This window comes from Enterobacter sp. 50588862, from assembly GCF_001462935.1.
Lineage (GTDB): Bacteria > Pseudomonadota > Gammaproteobacteria > Enterobacterales > Enterobacteriaceae > Enterobacter > Enterobacter bugandensis.
This window is the reverse complement of the sequence record NZ_LNHM01000007.1, coordinates 735,607-754,037: the sequence shown is the minus strand read 5'-3', so window position 1 is coordinate 754,037 and position 18,431 is coordinate 735,607. Positions and strand designations below refer to the sequence as shown.

The 18,431-nt window shown below is 57.2% G+C and carries 17 protein-coding genes and 1 pseudogene; 9 read left to right on the top strand and 9 right to left on the bottom strand.

The window, feature by feature from the left end; translation table 11 throughout:
- The first annotated feature begins 1 nt into the window (after position 1).
- Both APT89_RS03975 and APT89_RS03970 read left to right on the top strand, forming a co-directional pair.
- On the top strand, positions 2–2,983 hold the full coding sequence (locus APT89_RS03975) for a virulence factor SrfB (protein WP_060571767.1): 2,982 nt from the start codon (positions 2–4) through the stop codon (positions 2,981–2,983).
- A complete protein-coding gene (locus APT89_RS03970) occupies positions 2,980–5,154 on the top strand; it encodes a virulence factor SrfC family protein (RefSeq protein ID WP_060571766.1) in 2,175 nt (724 codons plus the stop codon). The genes APT89_RS03975 and APT89_RS03970 overlap by 4 nt, the downstream gene beginning before the upstream one ends.
- A gap of 56 nt (positions 5,155–5,210) precedes the next feature.
- Here APT89_RS03970 and APT89_RS03965 read toward each other — a convergent pair whose 3' ends face one another.
- Both APT89_RS03965 and APT89_RS03960 read right to left on the bottom strand, forming a co-directional pair.
- Positions 5,211–5,966 carry an alpha/beta fold hydrolase gene (locus tag APT89_RS03965; RefSeq protein WP_048956120.1) on the bottom strand — a complete coding sequence of 252 codons (756 nt, stop codon included), beginning with the start codon at positions 5,964–5,966 and terminating at the stop codon, positions 5,211–5,213.
- 86 nt (positions 5,967–6,052) lie between these two features.
- Positions 6,053–6,226 (bottom strand): GhoT/OrtT family toxin, encoded by a 174-nt coding sequence (locus tag APT89_RS03960; protein WP_014883956.1) that lies wholly within the window; start codon positions 6,224–6,226, stop codon positions 6,053–6,055.
- Between the two features lie 244 nt (positions 6,227–6,470).
- Here APT89_RS03960 and APT89_RS03955 point away from each other — a divergent pair, with 244 nt between their 5' ends.
- Genes APT89_RS03955 through APT89_RS03945 form a run of 3 tightly spaced genes read left to right on the top strand, consistent with a single transcriptional unit; the run spans position 6,471 to position 7,365 of the window.
- The gene (locus APT89_RS03955; protein ID WP_041912006.1) at positions 6,471–6,797 is read left to right on the top strand and encodes a DUF1971 domain-containing protein; all 327 of its coding nucleotides are present in this window, start codon (positions 6,471–6,473) and stop codon (positions 6,795–6,797) included.
- 27 nt (positions 6,798–6,824) lie between these two features.
- A complete protein-coding gene (locus APT89_RS03950; protein WP_028013302.1) occupies positions 6,825–7,178 on the top strand; it encodes a DUF1971 domain-containing protein in 354 nt (117 codons plus the stop codon).
- 4 nt (positions 7,179–7,182) lie between these two features.
- The gene (locus tag APT89_RS03945) at positions 7,183–7,365 is read left to right on the top strand and encodes a DUF1869 domain-containing protein (RefSeq protein WP_003856955.1); all 183 of its coding nucleotides are present in this window, start codon (positions 7,183–7,185) and stop codon (positions 7,363–7,365) included.
- A gap of 39 nt (positions 7,366–7,404) precedes the next feature.
- Here APT89_RS03945 and patD read toward each other — a convergent pair whose 3' ends face one another.
- The 7 genes from patD to ymcF all read right to left on the bottom strand — a co-directional run bounded on the left by patD (position 7,405) and on the right by ymcF (position 14,722).
- Positions 7,405–8,829 carry an aminobutyraldehyde dehydrogenase gene (gene patD, locus APT89_RS03940; protein ID WP_060571765.1) on the bottom strand — a complete coding sequence of 475 codons (1,425 nt, stop codon included), beginning with the start codon at positions 8,827–8,829 and terminating at the stop codon, positions 7,405–7,407.
- A gap of 24 nt (positions 8,830–8,853) precedes the next feature.
- Entirely contained in the window at positions 8,854–9,660 is an 807-nt protein-coding gene (locus tag APT89_RS03935; protein WP_041909768.1) for an ABC transporter permease, read from the bottom strand.
- Positions 9,650–10,594 (bottom strand): ABC transporter permease, encoded by a 945-nt coding sequence (locus APT89_RS03930; protein WP_060571764.1) that lies wholly within the window; start codon positions 10,592–10,594, stop codon positions 9,650–9,652. Before APT89_RS03930 ends, APT89_RS03935 begins: the two co-directional genes overlap by 11 nt.
- A 1-nt stretch (position 10,595) precedes the next feature.
- Positions 10,596–11,609 (bottom strand): ABC transporter ATP-binding protein, encoded by a 1,014-nt coding sequence (locus APT89_RS03925; RefSeq protein WP_028013306.1) that lies wholly within the window; start codon positions 11,607–11,609, stop codon positions 10,596–10,598.
- A 17-nt stretch (positions 11,610–11,626) separates the two neighbouring features.
- Complete coding sequence (ydcS, locus tag APT89_RS03920; RefSeq protein WP_047365016.1) at positions 11,627–12,772, bottom strand: putative ABC transporter substrate-binding protein YdcS; 1,146 nt, start codon at positions 12,770–12,772, stop codon at positions 11,627–11,629.
- 270 nt (positions 12,773–13,042) lie between these two features.
- Entirely contained in the window at positions 13,043–14,452 is a 1,410-nt protein-coding gene (locus APT89_RS03915; RefSeq protein WP_047365015.1) for an aminotransferase-like domain-containing protein, read from the bottom strand.
- A gap of 81 nt (positions 14,453–14,533) precedes the next feature.
- Positions 14,534–14,722 carry a cold shock small protein YmcF gene (ymcF, locus tag APT89_RS03910; RefSeq protein WP_041909758.1) on the bottom strand — a complete coding sequence of 63 codons (189 nt, stop codon included), beginning with the start codon at positions 14,720–14,722 and terminating at the stop codon, positions 14,534–14,536.
- Between the two features lie 426 nt (positions 14,723–15,148).
- Between ymcF and APT89_RS03905 the strand changes: the two are divergent.
- From APT89_RS03905 to APT89_RS03890, 4 genes and pseudogenes are all read left to right on the top strand, one after another.
- Positions 15,149–15,316 (top strand): annotated as a pseudogene (locus APT89_RS03905) (type VI secretion system tube protein Hcp); the annotation flags it as partial.
- 470 nt (positions 15,317–15,786) lie between these two features.
- Positions 15,787–17,187 (top strand): cytochrome ubiquinol oxidase subunit I, encoded by a 1,401-nt coding sequence (locus APT89_RS03900; protein WP_060571763.1) that lies wholly within the window; start codon positions 15,787–15,789, stop codon positions 17,185–17,187.
- Positions 17,187–18,197, top strand: coding sequence for a cytochrome d ubiquinol oxidase subunit II (gene cydB / locus APT89_RS03895; protein ID WP_060571762.1), 1,011 nt, complete (start codon positions 17,187–17,189; stop codon positions 18,195–18,197). The genes APT89_RS03900 and cydB overlap by 1 nt, the downstream gene beginning before the upstream one ends.
- Complete coding sequence (locus tag APT89_RS03890; protein WP_008501283.1) at positions 18,197–18,325, top strand: DUF2474 domain-containing protein; 129 nt, start codon at positions 18,197–18,199, stop codon at positions 18,323–18,325. Before cydB ends, APT89_RS03890 begins: the two co-directional genes overlap by 1 nt.
- Positions 18,326–18,431: the final 106 nt, after the last annotated feature.

Genomic DNA, 18,431 nt, shown 5'->3' with positions numbered 1-18,431 from the left:
TATGCTGGTAAATCTTTGCGACTATAAACAAAGCGTCACGCTTATTGCCAACAGCGGCGTGCAGTTCCTGGATTTCGGCCTGACGCCGCAGGACACCGCCAGCAACGGGCGCTTCGTACGTAAAACCGCGAACGGCCCCCTTTTGCGACTCGATTTCGACCTGGTGAACGGGCGCTATACCCTGCCGGGGACGAACGGCGGTCAGCCTGAAGTGGTTAAACCGGAAACCACCATTCCGCTGCATCAGTCCCTTGCCGTGCTGGACGGCGTCTGGCTTCCCGTGCCCTTCCTGCGCTTCAACCCGCCGCGGACCTTTGTGGAAGGACCGGATAACTGGGCGCGCGTTCAGGTGCGCAAGCTCGAGAAGCCCGACACGGCAGGCAACTCGCACCGCGTCACCCTCGCGCTCGACAGCCAGATCGCGGAGCATGCCACCTCCGCCCTGTCGCCGGTTGAAAACGATATTCTGAACGGAACCCGCTTTGCGCTGGCGTGGCGCGATAGTGAGGTAGAAAGCTTCCTCGACCAGACCTGGATTGACGGCTGGCTGCGCGAGGCATTTACCCAGTATGCCGACGGCGTGGAAAACCGCTCTGAACGCGACCTGCATCAGGCGATGCGCAGTTTTGAATATCAGGCCCACTGGCTCAATGTACTGACCATGCTCGGTGAACAGCTCACCATTCCGGAAGTTAAATTTGTCACCCATACGCTCAGCACGCCTGCCATTCCGGTCGACCTGATCCTCGACGTGGGCAACACCCACACCTGCGGCGTCATTATTGAAGACCACGGTGATGCAAACGACGGGCTCCGGCAGACCGCCGAGCTGCAGGTTCGTTCGTTAAGCGAGCCGCAGTTCCTGAACGAGCCTCTCTTTACCAGCCGTCTTGAATTCTCCGAAGCGCGTTTTGGCAAACAGCACTTCTCGGTGGAAAGCGGTCGCGAAGATGCGTTTGTCTGGCCGTCGATTGTTCGCGTGGGCGATGAAGCCCGCAAGCTGGCGATGCAGCGCCTGGGAACCGAAGGTAACAGCGGCATCTCCAGCCCGCGCCGCTACCTGTGGGATGAAACGCCTGTCGTGCAGGACTGGCGCTTCAGCCAGATGAACGGCAAAACCCAGCGTGAACCGCTCGCCACGGCGTTTCCGCTGATGAACCTGATGAACGATGACGGTGAGCCGCTGTTTACGCTGCCGCAGGACGAGCGGCTGCCGGTCTTTTCGCCGCAGTACAGCCGCAGCACGCTGATGACGCACATGCTGTGCGAGCTGCTGGCGCAGGCGCTGGGCCAGATCAACAGCGTCGCCACCCGCCTGCGCCTGGGCTTCCCGGCCTCGCCGCGCCAGCTGCGCACCCTGATCCTGACCCTGCCCTCGGCCATGCCGAAGCAGGAGCGCGAGATTTTCCGTCGCCGCATGTTTGAAGCCATTGCCATCGTCTGGAAAGCGATGGGCTGGCACCCGCAGGATGAAGATTTTGCCACCCGCAAGCAGCAGGAAAAAAGCGTGGTGCCGGTCCCTGAGATCCAGATGGAGTGGGATGAAGCCAGCTGCGGTCAGTTGGTCTGGCTGTATAACGAAGCGATTTCCCATTTTGGCGGCCAGACGGAAGCCTTTTTCGCCTCCCTCGCCCGCACGGATCGTGAACCTGAGCCAGGCGTGCAGCCGGGGCGCGCATTACGCGTCGCGTCTATCGACATCGGCGGTGGCACCACGGATATGGCAATAACCCACTACCAGCTTGATGACGGCTCCGGTAATAACGTCAAAATCACCCCGCAGCTGCTGTTCCGCGAAGGGTTCAAGGTGGCGGGCGACGATACCCTGCTGGACGTGATTCAGCGCTATGTCCTGCCCGCCCTGCAAACGCAGCTGCAGAAATCCGGCATTGCGGACGCCTCGCTGCTGATGGCGTCGCTGTTCGGCGACTCCGGGCGTATTGATACCCAGGCGGTACTGCGCCAGCAAACGGCGCTTCAGCTCTTTATGCCGCTTGGCCACGCCATTCTTTCCGCGTGGGAAGCCAGCGACATTGACGATCCGCTGGCGGGCCTGCATGCCACCTTTGGCGAACTCCTTGCGCAGAAACCAACCCGCAACGTGATGAACTATCTTCAGCAGGCAATCGATCATGCCCTGCCGGCGGGCTCAGAAGCCTTCGACCTGTTCGCCGTGCCGCTGCACGTGAACTTTCGCGAAATGCAGGATGCAATGCTGGCCGGTCAGTTTACGCTGACCTCGCCGCTCCACGCTGTGTGTGAAGCGATTTCCCATTACAGCTGCGATATTCTGCTCATCACCGGGCGCCCGGGCTGCCTGCCGGGCGTTCAGGCGCTGATTCGGCATCTGCAGCCGGTGCCGGTCAACCGCATCGTCTGGCTGGATAAATATCAGGTTCACGAGTGGTATCCCTTCAGCCAGCAGGGGCGCATAGGCAACCCGAAATCGACCGCCGCGGTGGGGGCCATGCTCTGCAGCCTGGCGCTCGATCTGCGTCTGCCGCGCTTTAACTTTAAGGCCGCGGACATTGGCGCGTATTCAACGGTGCGTTATCTCGGCGTGCTGGATAACACCGTCAACACCCTGCGCGAGGAGAACGTCTGGTATCAGGATATCGATCTCGATAAACCCGGCGCGAAGCTCGACGCGCGGCTGCACTTCCCGCTGCGCGGTAACGTCACCCTCGGTTTCCGCCAGCTGGCGAACGCGCGCTGGCCCGCCACGCCGCTTTATACGCTCAGCATCAACTCGGCTGAACTGGCAAAAGCGATTGCCGGCGACGGCGTGCTTAACGTGCGGCTTAAGCTCTGCGGCGGCAGCAAGCAGGAGGGCCCGGAGGCCTTCGAGCTCAGCGATGCCTGGCTGCAGGACGGCACGCCGGTTGCGCCTGACGCGTTAACCTTCAAACTGAATACCCTGGCCGATCGCCGACACAGCGGTAGCCACTACTGGATCGACAGCGGGAGCGTATACCTGAAATGACAGCGACCACGACCACCACTCAGGCCTTAATCGGGTGGATTAATGAGACGCGCCTGAACGCCCCTGTGCTGGATAACGATGCTGATGCCCTGCTTGCTCGCATCAACGCGGCGCAGGCGCGGGAGCAGGCCATTGAACGCGCCCTGACCCGCCGTAGCAGCATTGGTCTTTACGGCCATTCTCAGAGCGCCAAAGCACACCTGCTGCTGTCGCTGTGCGGCAGCGGTAACGGGCGCCTGAACGTGACGCCGGGCCAGCGCAACTTTGACTATTTTTCGCATATCAATCCGGGGCATGCCCTGACCAACATGGCCGTGCGCTTCACCCGAGACACCCCGGAGGTAGCGGATGAGGCGTTTCCGCTGCGTCTGAGCCTGGTGACAGAGGCCGAACTGGTACAGCTGTTTATTGCCCGCACGACGCTGCACCCGCAGATGCGCGCGGTGGATAAGGCGGTCATTGAGACGCGTCTGGAGAAATGGCGCGGCCTTCGCCAGCCGCAGAGCGTGCCCGGCATCACGGCGCAGGATGTGGGTGCGATTTCGCGTTTCTGGCAAAGCACGGTACCCGCCGCGAGACAGCAAATTGATGACGCCCTGTGGCATGAGTTTGCCCAGCTGGTGCCATCGCTCGATCTCAGCACCCGCGCCAGCGTCTGGTCGCTGCTGTGGGGCGAGCAACAGGAGTTAACCCAGCAGTGGCTGAAGCTTGCCCACGTGCTGCATCAGACCAGCCATGCGAGCGAGCTGGCTGCGCCGCTGAGCCTGCTGGTGGACAGCTTTGGTCTGCCTGGTGAAGGGTTCCTGACGCACGGCACCTTAACCCAGCAGGAAACTCAGGAGACGCTGCTTCATCCGCTGAACAACGGTGAAATGCTCAACGCCATCAGCATCCCGGTCGACGTGCTTGCTTTCCTTACCCGCGAGCTGGTCTTGCCGGTTGAGAATGGCGCGCTGGATAACGTTGATATCATTGATATTCCGGTCTTTGAAGACGGCAGTGCCGATCCTTTAGTACAGGCTAAATGCCAGTGGCTGCTTGAACATTACCGCCAGCAGCTCCAGCCGGATGTGCTGGTTATCTGCAACGCGACAGCGCGGCACGAGCAGACGGCCCAAAAAGCAAAAGTGTTAATTAACTGGATTAAAGAGACCCAGCCTGCCGAGGAGTCTGCCCTGCCGGGGCTGGTGTGGGCGATCACACCGCATGACGCTCGTTTCACTACCCGACAGAATCTCGATGAAGCCGTACAGCATCTGCTGGGCAAGCCAGGCCTGCGCTGGGGAACTCTGCAGGCGCTGGACAGCCACAGCATGCAGCGCGTCATTGAGTGGTTGTCTCAGGCGACGCTCCCGGCACAGCGGCAGAAGCGCCTTGGCACGCTGAAAAACCTGCTGCGGCAGGAGATCGCGTCGCTGATGCAAAGCTATCTGGCGCCGCTGGTTGAGGAACCGGGTACACGACGTGCTCAGGCCGAAAATATGGTGCGCACGCTGCAAAGCAGTGCCGCCCGTCACGGGGAGCTGCTTGAGGGCCTGCTGCCGCCGCTGAAAGCCTTTGAAACGCTGCTCGCCGTTCAGCAGCCGCGCGAGGAGCAGGTGAACGGGCTGTTCACGGACACCATCGATCTGTTCGCCGATAACGCCCAGGAAAGCGCAGGACGATTCCAGACAAAAGACAAAGCGCGCCTGGCGCACAGAGTATGGATAAATCATCTGCGCCAGTGGAGCCGCAATGAAGCTACCGCCGCCCGTCTTGGTCTGGAGCCCGCGGTGCTGCAGCAAATTGCGGATGTGCTGGTGGTAACCAGCTACCGGCTTAATCTGCCGCAACAGCTTCAGCAAATTGTCGACGCGGATAAAAGCAGCGCGGCGCAGCTGCATGCGGTGATAGGGAATTTCGTTGGCTGGCTGGGTTACGACCAGACCCCGTCAGCAGAACGCCCCGCAAGCCGCATTCGCAAAGGTCAGGCAATCTTTGTTACGCCCGTCGTCAGCAGTGCCGCACCGCGCCTGACGCGTCTGGGGGAGCAGCCTGTTCATGCGGCCACCGCGTACGTTTATGACTGGCTGGTTGCCCTCTATAACCGGGCAATCGAAAACATTGATTATCAGCACCCGCATGATGTTCAGCCTGACGCACGTCGGGCACTGCGGGCTTTAATCCTGTAGAGGCCTATCTTGCCGGGTAGCGCTGCGCTTACCCGGCCTATATTCAGCAACGATAATCACGCCGCCATACACTCCGCTAACGCCTGCGCCAGTGCCGACGGGTTTTCCCACGACATGGAGTGCCCCGCCGCAGGGATGATTTTGACCTCAACGCCCTTCAGCTTCAGATTATCCACATCGTCATCCGGCAGTGAGAGCTCACCAAAAATCAACGTCACCGGGCAAGGCAGCGACAGAAATTGCGCTTCCCAGTCCGGCTCAACACCGGCGACCAGGCTTGATGCGCCGCGCCAGACGGCATAGGGTGCATTGCTTTGCAGGCACCCGGCCCAGGCGGTGGTCTCTTTGCGGAGCATGGCATTATAGCCCTGTGCCACAAACTGGTGTTCGGTTTGCGCCGCAATAGCGCGGCTAAACATCCCCCCACCGGCGTGAAAATTGGGCTCCGACACCATCAGTCCCTTCACGCGCGGTGCCAGCAGCCCCGCCATTTCTATAGCAATGCTGCCGCCCATGCTGTGACCGTATAACCAGAAGGCATCCAGCTGAAGATGGTCAATCAACTCCGCCACGACGCGCGCCTGTTCAGTCGTTTTATAGCTGTAATGTTCAGGCTTATCGCTGTAACCGCTGCCGGGTAAATCGATGAGAATAGCTCTGCGCCCGTCAAACTGAGGGTCTCGGACGACGCGAGGATATTCATAGGAAGAGGCGCAGCCCAATCCGTGGATAAAGACTACGGGATCGCCAGAACCGGGCAAATCATGCCAGCGCACGGTGCAACCCGCATGATGCGAGTAAAAACTGTTCATAAGCACTCCTTTTACGATGCACTGTGTATTTATACAGCCATCGTAACTGGAATGCTATGTTCATCTTTCGAAATTGGAAGGATGCTTCAGAAAAGAGAAATCAGCAGCGCAACGGGGAAACTCATCGGCCAGGTCGACCCGACCAGAAACGCGCTAAGCAGGCGGATGCGCTTGCGGTCTTTAGAAAGGAACCAGGTAATCAATGCACAGATGGAAGCCATCACTGCGTAAAAAACCAACATCTTTTGATACAACGTCATTCTGTATACCAGAGCCGAAAAAATAACCGCACGCAATATGCGTCATATGTTGATACAGATCAAGTTTTTTCATTACATAATAACCACTTAAATATTATGGCTAATAACAACTGAGTATTTTGTATTACAAACAGGGGGAGCCACCCATTATCTTCATTGATAACATGCAAGTGAAATGCACTTTTTGATAAATCTTCTCTTCCGCAAAGGCGTCTAATAAAGGCAGACATACATGGGAGGCAATATGCTACGCATTCCGCAAAGCTGTATTCATACCCGCTCTACCCCTTTCTGGAATAAAGAAACCGCCCCCGCCGGGATCTTTCAGCGTCATCTCGACACGGGTACCCGTCCGGGCGTTTATCCCCGCCTGTCCGTTATGCAGGGTGCCGTCCGCTACCTGGGTTATGCTGATGAACATGCTCCTGAGCCTGACAGCACACTGATTATCAGGGCCGGCCACTTCGGTGTTTTTCCCCCTGAGAAATGGCATCACATCGAGGTGATGAGCGACGACACGCTGTTCAATATTGAATTTTTCGTCGAACCAGAGGTGTTGAAGTCGCTTTAAGCGGCTTTTATTTACGAGGTAACCCTTATGCTACGTATCCCTGAGAATTTTGTTCATACCCGCTCCACGCCATTCTGGAACAAAGACACCGCGCCAAAAGCGCTTTTCACCCACCATAATACGAAAGCCAGCGTATATGGCCGTTTGTCGGTGATGCAGGGTGCGGTGCGCTATTTTGGTTTCCCGAACGCTGACGCGACCGAACCGGATCTGGAGCTGGTGATTGAAGCCGGATCGTTTGGCATCTCGCCGCCGGAGAAATGGCACCGCATCGAGCTATTGACCGACGATACCTATTTCAATATCGACTTTTTTGCCGATCCTGACGTTACGCTTCAGGGCGCGGGCATCGGCAAAGTGGTCAATACACATAAGGAGTAACCGCGTGGGTAAAGCAACGTACACAGTGACCGTGACCAACAACAGCAACGGCGTCTCGGTGGATTATGAAACAGAGGCCCCCATGGAGTTGCTCATCCCCGACGTCGCCGCAGACGTGGTAAAAGATCTGGTGAATACCGTCCGCGCTTACGACACGGAAAATGAGCACGAGGTGTGTGGCTGGTAAAGCAAACGCCCGGCGATGCAGACCGCCGGGCATGATTTTCTAATGTTTTATCATCACATGCCGGACAACCGTATAATCCTCAAGGCCGTACACCGACATATCCTTTCCATAGCCAGACAATTTCATGCCGCCGTGCGGCATTTCGCTCACCAGCATAAAGTGGGTATTGACCCAGGTGCAGCCGTACTGCAGACGAGCGCTCAGGCGATGGGCGCGTCCCACGTCTTTCGTCCAGACCGACGACGCCAGGCCGTACTGCGAATCGTTCGCCCAGGCCAGGACCTGCGCTTCATCGTCGAATTCGGTGACGCTCACCACCGGTCCAAACACTTCTCGCTGAACGATGGCATCGTCCTGTTTCGCCCCGGCCAGCAACGTTGGCTGGAAGTAGTAGCCCGCCCCCTCTTTTTTGCTCCCGCCCGTCACCACGCGGATATGGCCAAGGGCTTTCGCCTCGTCAACCGCCTGACAGACGCGTGAAAGATGGGCAGCCGAGCTGAGCGGACCGAGTTCAGTAGACTCATCCTCCGGGGCACCCATTTTGAGGCTGGCGACCGCGGCACCGAGCTTTTCCACCAGCCGGGCATAGATCCCCTTCTGGGCATAGATACGGCAGGCCGCCGTACAGTCCTGCCCGGCATTGTAGAAACCAAACGTCCGCACGCCTTCTACAACCGCATCCAGGTCGGCGTCATCGAACACGATAACCGGCGCTTTACCGCCCAGCTCCATGTGGGTGCGCTTAATGGAGGACGCCGTGTGGCCGATGATATGCTCCCCGGTGGCAATCGAACCGGTCAGCGACACCATGCGCACTTTTTCATGTCCGGTGAGCGGGTCGCCCACCGTTTTCCCGCGGCCAAACAGCACGTTGAGAACGCCAGCCGGGAAGATATCTTTCGCCAGCTCCGCCAGCTTCAACGCCGTCAGCGGCGTGATTTCAGACGGCTTGATGACCACACAGTTACCGGCCGCCAGCGCAGGCGCCAGCTTCCATGCCGCCATCATCAGCGGGTAATTCCACGGCGCGATAGAGGCAACCACGCCCACCGGGTCGCGGCGGATCATCGACGTGTGGCCGTCAAGATACTCACCCGCGGCCAGCCCGTTCAGGCAGCGGGCCGCCCCGGCGAAGAAACGGAAAACGTCGACCACGGCGGGAATTTCATCGCCCAGCGCACAGTGCAGCGGCTTGCCGCAGTTGAGGGATTCGAGCCGGGCAAACTCTTCGCCATGCGCTTCAATCGCATCCGCGAGCTTCAGCAGGCACTCGGCGCGGGTTTTCGGCGTCGTTTGTCCCCACGCCTCAAAAGCACGGTCGGCGGCCTGAACCGCCGCGTCGACCTGTGCCGCTGACGCTTCAGCAATCTCCAGCAGCACCTCTCCGGTGGCCGGGTTATAGACAGGCTGTTTCTCTCCCTCTCCGGCAACCAGTTCACCCTTTATCAGCAGATGTGTTTGCATAGCATTGTCCTGTTCAAATCAATGTTATTTCCCGCCGCCGGCGATGTTTTCGCCGTCGCGGGTTAGCCACCAGGCTCCCAGAATGGGGATGGTTGTTACCAGCATCACCAGCAGTGCAACGACGTTGGTGACCGGCACGTCGCGCGGACGGCCTAGCTGATTGAGCAACCACAGCGGTAACGTGCGTTCGTGTCCCGCCGTAAAGGTTGTGACGATAATTTCGTCAAACGACAGGGCAAACGCCAGCATTCCCCCGGCCAGCAGCGCGGAGCCCAGGTTGGGCAGCACCACATAGCGGAAGGTTTGCCATCCGTCGGCCCCGAGATCCATCGACGCTTCCACCAGACTCCAGGAGGTGCGTCTGAACCGCGCAATCACGTTATTGAAGACCACCACCACGCAAAACGTGGCGTGCCCAACCACGATGGTGAAAAACCCCGGCTCAAGGTTGATTGTTTTGAACGCTGTCAGCAACGCCAGGCCGGTGATGATCCCCGGCAACGCAATCGGCAGCAGCAGCAATAGCGAGATCGCGTTCTTGCCAAAAAACTCGCTTCGCCAGAGCGCCGCTGCAGCAAGCGTGCCAAGCACCAGGGCTATCGCGGTGGATAGCGCGGCAACCTGAAGTGACAACGTCACCGATTCGATGATATCGCCGCGCCCCGCCGCCGCAGTAAACCACTTCAGCGTCAGCCCCTGAGGCGGAAAGCTGTAGGCAGCATCTTCGGTATTAAAGGCATAGACTGCGATAATCAGCAGCGGGAAGTGCAGGAAGATGACGCCTCCCCACGCTGCCACTTTCAGGAACAGCGGTGCGCGTTCAGAGTGCATCGAATGCTCCCAGACGCTTCACGAACGCCAGATAGAGTGAAATCAGCACGATGGGAACCAGCGTGAACGCGGCGGCCATGGGCATATTGCCGATCGCCCCCTGCTGGGAGTAGACCATGTTACCGATGAAAAACCCCGGCGGCCCGACCAGCTGCGGTACGATGAAATCCCCCAGCGTCAGGGAAAAGGTGAAGATTGAACCCGCGGCAATACCCGGTATAGCCAGCGGCAGAACGACATAGCGGAAGGTCTGGCGCGGGCGCGCGCCGAGATCGGCTGAGGCCTGCAGCAGCGAAGCCGGCAGACGTTCCAGCGCCGCCTGAACGGGCAGGATCATAAACGGCAGCCAGATATAGACGAAGACCAGAAACCGCCCCAGCCCGGAGGTGGATAAAGTGTTGCCGCCTACCGCGGGTAGCGTAAGGATCGAGGTCAGGAGCGGCTCCAGTCCCAGGTGGTTGAGGAACCATTGTGCCACGCCGTCCTTCGCCAGCAGCAGCGTCCAGGCGTAGGCTTTGACGATGTAGCTCGCCCACATTGGCAGCATCACGGCGATATAGAAAAACGCTTTCCACTTGCCGCGGGTGTATCGCGCCATGTACCAGGCCATCGGGAACGCCAGAATTGCGCTGGCAATCGTCACCGCAATCGCCATCGTTAACGTGCGCAGGATGATGTCGTAGTTTGCCGGATTGAAGAGCGCCAGTATGTTCGCCAGGGTCAGATCCGGCGTGACCGTCATGGTGAAATCGTCAAAGGTGTAAAAACCCTGCCACAAAAGGGTCAGCAGCGATCCTAAATAGACAATGCCAAACCACATCAGCGGCGCAAGCAGAAGCAGGAACAGTCCGAGCGATGGTTTACGCCAGAATAGTGACGTAATGCGGCTTATGCGGCCGCGCGGGGCTGGAGGGTGCGCGACACTCATAGCCATTTCACCTCTCCTCCTGCAGGCGAATCATCGCCTCGCGCGACCACGACGCCGTGACGGCCTGCCCCGGCGCAATGCCGCTTAGCGGCGAGAAATCGCTGAGATTTGCCTGGCTCACCAGCAGTTTGGCACCGTCGGCGAGCCTGAGCTCAAGGCGCGTGGCAGCCCCCTGATACTGAACGGCCTGGACGACGCCCTGCACCTGAACCTCACCCCCCTCATTCAGGCGGATATGTTCCGGACGCAGGGAGTAGCTGCCCTCCATGCCGCAGACTTTATGCGCCAGGCCTGCATCGAAGACGTTCGAGGTGCCGACAAAACCGGCGACAAACGGCGTGCGCGGGCGCATGTAGAGATCGCGCGGGGTATCGACCTGCTCGATGCGCCCGTTATTGAACACCGCCACCCGGTCCGACATGGAGAGGGCTTCACCCTGATCGTGGGTGACGAAAATAAAGGTGATGCCGAGTTCCTGCTGAAGTTTCTTCAGCTCGAACTGCATCTGCTCCCGCAGCTTGAGATCGAGCGCGCCTAACGGCTCGTCGAGCAGCAGGACGCGTGGTTCATTCACCAGCGCCCGCGCGATGGCCACACGCTGGCGCTGGCCTCCGGAAAGCTGCGAAGGCTTGCGGGCGACGGCAAAGCTTAAGCCCACTTTTTCCAGCGCGTCGCGAGCCTGCGCGTGGCGTTTTTTCTTGTCGACGCCTTTCACCATCAGCCCGTAGGCGACGTTATCGAGGATCGACATATGCGGGAACAGCGCGTAATCCTGGAATACGGTGTTCACGTCCCGCTCCCACGGCGGCAGCGCGCTCGCCTCTTTGCCAAAGATAGATATCGTGCCGCCTGACAGCTGCTCAAAGCCGGCAATCAGACGCAGGCAGGTGGTTTTGCCGGAGCCCGAAGGCCCCAGCATGGAGAAGAATTCTCCGTCACGAACGGCAATGGTGACCCCATCCACCGCCCTCACGTCGCCGTACAGACGGGAAACGTCATTAAACTCTACCGCGTACGTCATGTTCTGCTCCCGGATGATTAACGGCCACCCATGATGGCGATGTAATCCTGCGTCCAGCGGCTGTAAGGCACATATTTTCCGCCTTCTGCGATGGGGGTTTTCCAGAACATGATTTTGTCAAAATAGTTATAGCCGTTGGTTTCACAGCCCTTGTCACCCAGCAGCGTGCTGGCCTTACACCCTTCAGGCACGACGGGCAGCGAGCCAAACCATGCCGCCAGATCGCCCTGCACTTTCGGCGTGAGCGACCAGTTCATCCACTTGTAGGCGCACATCGGGTGTTTTGCCTGCGCATGCAGCATGGTGGTATCCGCCCAGCCGGTCACCCCCTCTTTCGGGAAGACGGTGGCAACGGGCTGGTTCTCGCCCTTCAGGGCATTCGCCTGATACGGCCAGGCGCTGGAGGCCACGACGCCTTCATTTTTGAAGTCACTCATCTGGACGGTGGTGTCATGCCAGTAGCGGTGGATCAGGGCATGCTGGTCGCGAAGTACCTTGAGCACGGCGGCATACTGTTCTTCAGTGAGCTGATACGGGTCGCTAATACCCAGCTGCGGCTGAGTGGCTTTGACGAACAGCGCCGCATCGGCGATATAAATCGGACCGTCGTATGCCTGCACGCGTCCCTGATTGGTTTTGCCGTCCGGCAGATCCTGCTTCGTAAAGACCACGCTCCAGCTGTCCGGCGGCGTCGGGAAGGTTTTGGTGTTGTACATCAAAAGATTGGGCCCCCACTGATACGGCGTGCCGTAGACCTTGCCGCCCACGTTAAACCACTCGCCCTTCACGATGCGCGGGTCAAGGGTTTTCCAGTTGGGGATCAGTTCCGGGTTAATCGGCTGAACGCGTTTTCCCATAATCAGGCGGAGCGAGGCATCACCTGACGCGGTGACAAGGTCGTAACCTCCCTTCGCCATCAGGCTGACCATTTCATCGGACGTGGCCGCCGTTTTAACGTTGACCGCACAGCCGGTCTCTTTTTCAAACTGGGTAACCCAGTCATAATTTTTATCCGTCTGTCCGCGTTCGATGTACCCCGGCCAGGCGATAATATCCAGTCGGCCTTCCCCGCCGCCAATGGCCTTTGGTGGTTCTGCGGCTTGCGCGGTCATGATAGTCATGCCGAGCGCGCACAGGCTGCTGCGGGCAAATTTTTTGCTCATAAGAGTTACTCCTGTCGCAATGAAATTTAGCGGCAGCCGTGCCGTAAAAATATCTCCCTTATTAAACGTAGACCGCGCAAATGCGCCGCACCGTTCGGCTTAAGGAAATTTCATCAAGGTGTGACCGAGGACGCATTCCCCGTTAACTGGATTATAGACAAGGAGTTAGCCGCGAAAGCCGGTATGCAGATTTCATATGATACGGCACCGCAAAATATTTGCCGTGCCGTCGTCAGGATAAGAAATGATTATTTAAATAAAGGGGAAAAGTTATTCCATCATTGTGCTAATTAATTTACCTAACTGAATGACCGCCTGCTCTTCCCGCTCGCCCCACGCCCAGGACGTATTAAACCGGAAGAACGGCGTCCACGCGTCAGAGGTGGAAAACATCTTTCCCGGCGCAATGCTGATGTGGTGCGTTAAGGCCTTTTCGCTCAGCAGCCCCGCGTCCAGCCGCGCAGGTAGCTCCAGCCATAAAAAGTAGCCGCTGTCGTTGTGGTGGATTTTGACGCCGGCGGGCATATGGCGCAGAAGTGACTGCCAGGCCTGTTGTTTTCGCTCGGCGAGCGTGCGTCGCAGGCGGCGCAGATGGGCGTCGTAGCGCTTGGTCGCCAGGTAGTCTACCAGCGCCAGCTGCATGGGAGAACTGGTTGAAAGCGTGCTCATCAGCTGCAGCTGCTGAATGCGGCGCGCGTGTTTTCCTGCCGCCACCCAGCCGATGCGAAACCCCGCCACCAGGCATTTTGAAAAGGAAGAGCAGTGAAGCGTCATATCTACCCGGTCCCAGGCTTTGGCCGGAAGCGGTTTTTCGCGACCAAAATAGAGCTCGCTGTAGACATCGTCCTCGATCAAGGTGACGTTGTGCTCCGTCAGGAGCGCGACCAGACGCGCTTTTTTTTCCGCACTCAGCGTGAAGCCAAGCGGGTTTTGGCCGTTGGTCATGAGCCAGCAGGCTTTTACGGGGTAGTCGTTCAGCGCCTGCTCCAGCGCATTCAGATCGATCCCCTCCCGGACGTCTGTGGCGACCGACAGCGCTTTTAGCTTCAGACGCTCCAGCGCCTGCAGCGCGCCGTAAAAACACGGGTTTTCAACAATCACCCAGTCTCCTGGCTCCGACACCGCCTGCAAACTCAGGTTGAGGGCCTCAAGGGCGCCTGCGGTAATGACGATCTCGTCCGGCGAGATGTTCATCCCCTGCTGCGCATAACGGCGCGCAATGGCGTGACGAAGTTCAGCGTTACCGGGCGGCAGGTTCTCAATCACACTCATTGCGGTAGCGGTTTTACTGACGTTTGCCAGCGAGCGGTTGAGCTGCTGAAGCGGGAAAAGCCGGGGGTCGGGAAACGCGGAGGCGAAAGGAACAACGGACGGATCGCGGCTGGCCTGTAAGACCTCGAAAATGTAGGTGTTGATATCTACCGCTTCGTCACGCATTACCTGGGCAGGCGGCGCAGGCTGTTGTGCGGTCGGGCGCGAGGCAACGTAATAGCCCGACTGCGGCCTGGCGACAATGCGCCCCTGACTTTCCAGCATCTGATACGCGTGGCCAACGGTCATAAAGCTCATGCCGCTGCTTGCCACCTGCTCTCGCAGGGAAGGCAGCTTATCGCCCGGCAGCCAAACGCCAAGCTCAATCTGCGAGATAATTTGTTGCGCCAGACGCTGGTATTTTTTCATCAGATTCTCCTTATTGCCGACAGTGTATATCAGCAGGAGAAAAAGAGAAGATTTTGCTAACTGTTATAGTTTAAGTAAAAATTACTTACGGTACTCGGTAACGTGGCTATGCGCCTGACGCGCAGCGGCCAGGTGATCGAGCGTGATCATTGACGATTTGCAAAAGATGCATTTCGCACCGAGCGGGTTTTTCTCAGATACATCAAAGACTGAGGTACGGTACTGCGAGCCATGACAGCATGGGCAGCGGAAATGGATATAAGAAGTCATAGGATTCTCCTGTGAACGTAAAAACGTAAATTACTCATGAGCCGATCAGGCAATAATGGTTTTAAACAAAACTAATCGGAATGTAGACAAAGACCCAAGAGAGGCTGCGGAGAGGCACAACGTGATGAGAACTGCTTTATGAAACTACGTCAGATATTTTTTTGGACTCAAAACCAGAAGACCATTAACGCACGGCGATGACGACAAAGCAAGCGGTTTAATGCCTAAAATTCATAAAAATAGTGTTTTTATTCAGAAACGCTTAATACGGCACAAAATATTAGCGGGACCAATCTCGAGAAAAACATTTATAAATCAATGAAATATAAATATTTTGCATGGCATTTTTTGTCTAATCACCATAACACATTGGGAGTATTAACATTCATTCGGTACACGAACTGTGAAAGAAAAAAGGAGTTTAAGATGGCCATTCCAGCATACCTGTGGCTAAAAGACGACGGTGGAGTAGATATCAAAGGCGCTGTCGATGTACAAGATCGTGAGGGCAGTATCGAGGTGTTGGGATTTAGTCATGGTCTGCATCTACCAACAGATAACATGACGGGGAAAACGTTGCCAAATCACTCCCATTACAGAATTCTGATGCATGGTCTACTGGCATCCGGCACGTTTAAAGTTACTGCTGGGTTAGATGCACCTGGAACAATACAGGTATATTGATGAATGCAAAAAGCATACCCTGACCTGGGTTGTTGAAACATTGATGCTGTTTGTTATTTACTCACTTGTATGTTACTTCATGCCTGATGTATTACTTTATCATCTCTTCACCAGACATTTTGGCTTTATGACTGAACTTGAATGGAGTGAAAGCTATACACTGTTGCTTTTCATCTTCTCATTTTTGCTCAATGCCATGTTGATTTACCTCTGGGCATTACGAAAATGAACCTCCCTTGGGCAGAAATATTGCCGCCCAGCAATATAAAGCGAAGGCAGGCAAGAAAACTGTTATAGATAAATAACCCAGGTCTGTCTCTGCAACCCAGCGCTGGCGCGGCTTAGAATGGCATCGACATAATTACATCGCGGAGTTTTGCATGTTTGGTTTAGATGCTTTTCACCTTGCGCGGATACAGTTTGCCTTTACCGTGTCCTTTCACATTATTTTCCCGGCCATCACCATCGGCCTGGCCAGCTACCTGGCCGTGCTCGAAGGGCTGTGGCTGAAAACAAAAAATCCGGTCTGGCGCTCGCTGTACCATTTCTGGTCGAAGATTTTTGCCGTCAACTTTGGCATGGGCGTGGTCTCCGGGCTGGTGATGGCCTACCAGTTTGGCACCAACTGGAGCGGCTTTTCGCAATTTGCGGGCAGCATTACCGGCCCGCTGCTGACCTATGAAGTGCTTACCGCCTTCTTCCTCGAAGCCGGGTTCCTCGGCGTGATGCTGTTCGGCTGGAATAAAGTGGGGCCAGGGCTGCACTTCTTCTCCACCTGCATGGTGGCGCTGGGCACCATTATCTCAACCTTCTGGATCCTCTCCTCGAACAGCTGGATGCAGACCCCGCAAGGCTACGAGATCGTCAACGGACAGGTGGTACCGGTGGACTGGTTCGCCGTGGTATTTAACCCCTCCTTCCCCTACCGCCTGCTGCATATGTCGATTGCGGCATTCCTGAGTAGCGCCCTGTTTGTCGGTGCATCCGCAGCATGGCATCTGCTGCGCGGGAATTATACCCCTGCCATTCGGGCGATGTTTTCGATGGCGCTGTGGATGACGCTGATTGTTGCACCCATCCAGGCGCTGGTTGGCGATATGCACGGGTTGAACACCTTAAAGCATCAGCCCGCCAAGATTGCCGCTATTGAAGGCCATTGGGAAAATCCGCCGGGCGAGCCTACCCCACTGCTGCTGTTTGGCTGGCCTGACATGGAGCAGGAGCGCACCCGCTTTGGAGTGGCGATCCCGGCGCTGGGTAGCCTCATCCTGACGCACAGCCTGGATAAACAGGTCCCTGCGCTAAAAGAGTTTCCAAAAGAAGACCGTCCTAATTCCACCATCGTCTTCTGGTCGTTCCGCATTATGGCGGGCTTAGGGATGCTGATGCTGCTACTTGGGGTAGTGGCGCTTTGGCTGCGTTATAAAAAGCGAGTTTATTCTTCGCGTCCGTTCCTGTGGTTTGCCCTGCTGATGGGGCCATCCGGGCTGATTGCCATTCTGGCCGGATGGGTCACCACCGAAGTCGGCCGCCAGCCGTGGGTGGTCTACGGACTCCAGCGAACGAAGGATGCGGTTTCAGCCCATGGTGACCTGCATATGAGCGTGAGCCTGCTGGCCTTCTTCGTCGTCTATACCTCGGTATTCGGCGTGGGCTACAGCTATATGGTGCGCCTCATCCGAAAAGGCCCGCAGCCGCATGAATCGTTCGCCACCGAGTCCGATGGACGCCCGGCGCGCCCGCTTTCTGCCGTCACAGCTGAACATAAGGAGCAGCCATAATGGGTATCGATCTTTCCATTATCTGGTTTGTCATCATCGTCTTTGCCACGCTGATGTATATCGTCATGGACGGGTTTGATCTGGGAATCGGTATTCTGTTCCCGGCAACACAAAACGCCGACGATCGCGACGTGATGGTCAACAGCGTCGCACCGGTCTGGGACGGCAATGAGACCTGGTTGGTGCTGGGTGGTGCCGCCCTGTTCGGTGCATTCCCACTGGCCTATGCGGTGATTGTTGATGCTCTGACCATTCCGCTGACGTTAATGCTGATCGGACTTATATTCCGCGGCGTGGCGTTTGAATTTCGCTTTAAAGCCACGCCGGCCCACCGTCTTTTCTGGGATAAGGCGTTTATTGGCGGTTCCGTTCTGGCGACCTTTACCCAGGGCGTAACGGTAGGTGCCGTCATTAACGGCTTTAGCGTCACTGGCAGAACGTATACCGGCGGACCGTTTGACTGGTTTACCGCGTTTAACCTGTTCTGCGGCGCGGGTCTGGTGGTGGCCTACGCGCTGTTAGGCTCAACCTGGCTGGTGATGAAAAGCGAAAATGCGCTGCAGCAGCGGATGCGTGAAGTGTCGAAAACGCTGTTAATCGTGCTGCTGGCGTTTATCGCAGCGATCAGCCTCTGGACGCCGCTGGCGCACCCGGCCATCGCGGCGCGCTGGTTTACGCTGCCGAATCTGTTTTATCTGCTGCCCGTCCCTGCCCTGGTCGTCATGTTTAGCTTCTATCAGTGGCGCTGCCTGAGTAATCCTGACAGCCATGCCCGGCCGTTTATTCTGACGCTGGGGCTAATATTTCTCGGCTTTAGCGGGCTTGGGATCAGCATCTGGCCGCATATCATACCGCCGTCGATCACCCTGTGGCAGGCCGCCGCGCCGACGCAAAGCCAGGGCTTTATGCTGGTGGGCGCGCTGTTGATCATTCCCGTTATTCTGGTCTACACCTTCTGGAGCTACTACGTATTTCGCGGCAAAGTTCAGCCTGGGGAGGGTTATCACTGATGCAACAACCTGTCTGGAAAAGATTGCTGTGGCTGGCCATTATCTGGGGCGGCAGCGTACTTGCGCTGGCAGCAGTCAGCATGCTCTTTCGCATGCTGATGACGGCTGCCGGGTTTAAATCGCATTAAACTTCATTCCGGGCAGCCCTGCGCTGCCCGGCACCACCCCGCACTTTCAGATAAACCCCATTAACGCACCGCAGAGTATCGTTACACTGGTAAAAGATTCACAGAA

Coding starts and splice junctions, on each gene's coding strand:
- APT89_RS03915 (WP_047365015.1), bottom strand. CDS start 14,452: ATGAAAAAATACCAGCGTCTGGCGCAACAAATTATCTCGCAGATTGAG.
- APT89_RS03975 (WP_060571767.1), top strand. CDS start 2: ATGCTGGTAAATCTTTGCGACTATAAACAAAGCGTCACGCTTATTGCC.
- APT89_RS03955 (WP_041912006.1), top strand. CDS start 6,471: ATGCTACGCATTCCGCAAAGCTGTATTCATACCCGCTCTACCCCTTTC.
- APT89_RS03960 (WP_014883956.1), bottom strand. CDS start 6,226: ATGACGTTGTATCAAAAGATGTTGGTTTTTTACGCAGTGATGGCTTCC.
- APT89_RS03900 (WP_060571763.1), top strand. CDS start 15,787: ATGTTTGGTTTAGATGCTTTTCACCTTGCGCGGATACAGTTTGCCTTT.
- APT89_RS03935 (WP_041909768.1), bottom strand. CDS start 9,660: ATGCACTCTGAACGCGCACCGCTGTTCCTGAAAGTGGCAGCGTGGGGA.
- APT89_RS03950 (WP_028013302.1), top strand. CDS start 6,825: ATGCTACGTATCCCTGAGAATTTTGTTCATACCCGCTCCACGCCATTC.
- APT89_RS03925 (WP_028013306.1), bottom strand. CDS start 11,609: ATGACGTACGCGGTAGAGTTTAATGACGTTTCCCGTCTGTACGGCGAC.
- ydcS (WP_047365016.1), bottom strand. CDS start 12,772: ATGAGCAAAAAATTTGCCCGCAGCAGCCTGTGCGCGCTCGGCATGACT.
- APT89_RS03965 (WP_048956120.1), bottom strand. CDS start 5,966: ATGAACAGTTTTTACTCGCATCATGCGGGTTGCACCGTGCGCTGGCAT.
- APT89_RS03890 (WP_008501283.1), top strand. CDS start 18,197: ATGCAACAACCTGTCTGGAAAAGATTGCTGTGGCTGGCCATTATCTGG.
- ymcF (WP_041909758.1), bottom strand. CDS start 14,722: ATGACTTCTTATATCCATTTCCGCTGCCCATGCTGTCATGGCTCGCAG.
- APT89_RS03970 (WP_060571766.1), top strand. CDS start 2,980: ATGACAGCGACCACGACCACCACTCAGGCCTTAATCGGGTGGATTAAT.
- APT89_RS03930 (WP_060571764.1), bottom strand. CDS start 10,594: ATGGCTATGAGTGTCGCGCACCCTCCAGCCCCGCGCGGCCGCATAAGC.
- patD (WP_060571765.1), bottom strand. CDS start 8,829: ATGCAAACACATCTGCTGATAAAGGGTGAACTGGTTGCCGGAGAGGGA.
- cydB (WP_060571762.1), top strand. CDS start 17,187: ATGGGTATCGATCTTTCCATTATCTGGTTTGTCATCATCGTCTTTGCC.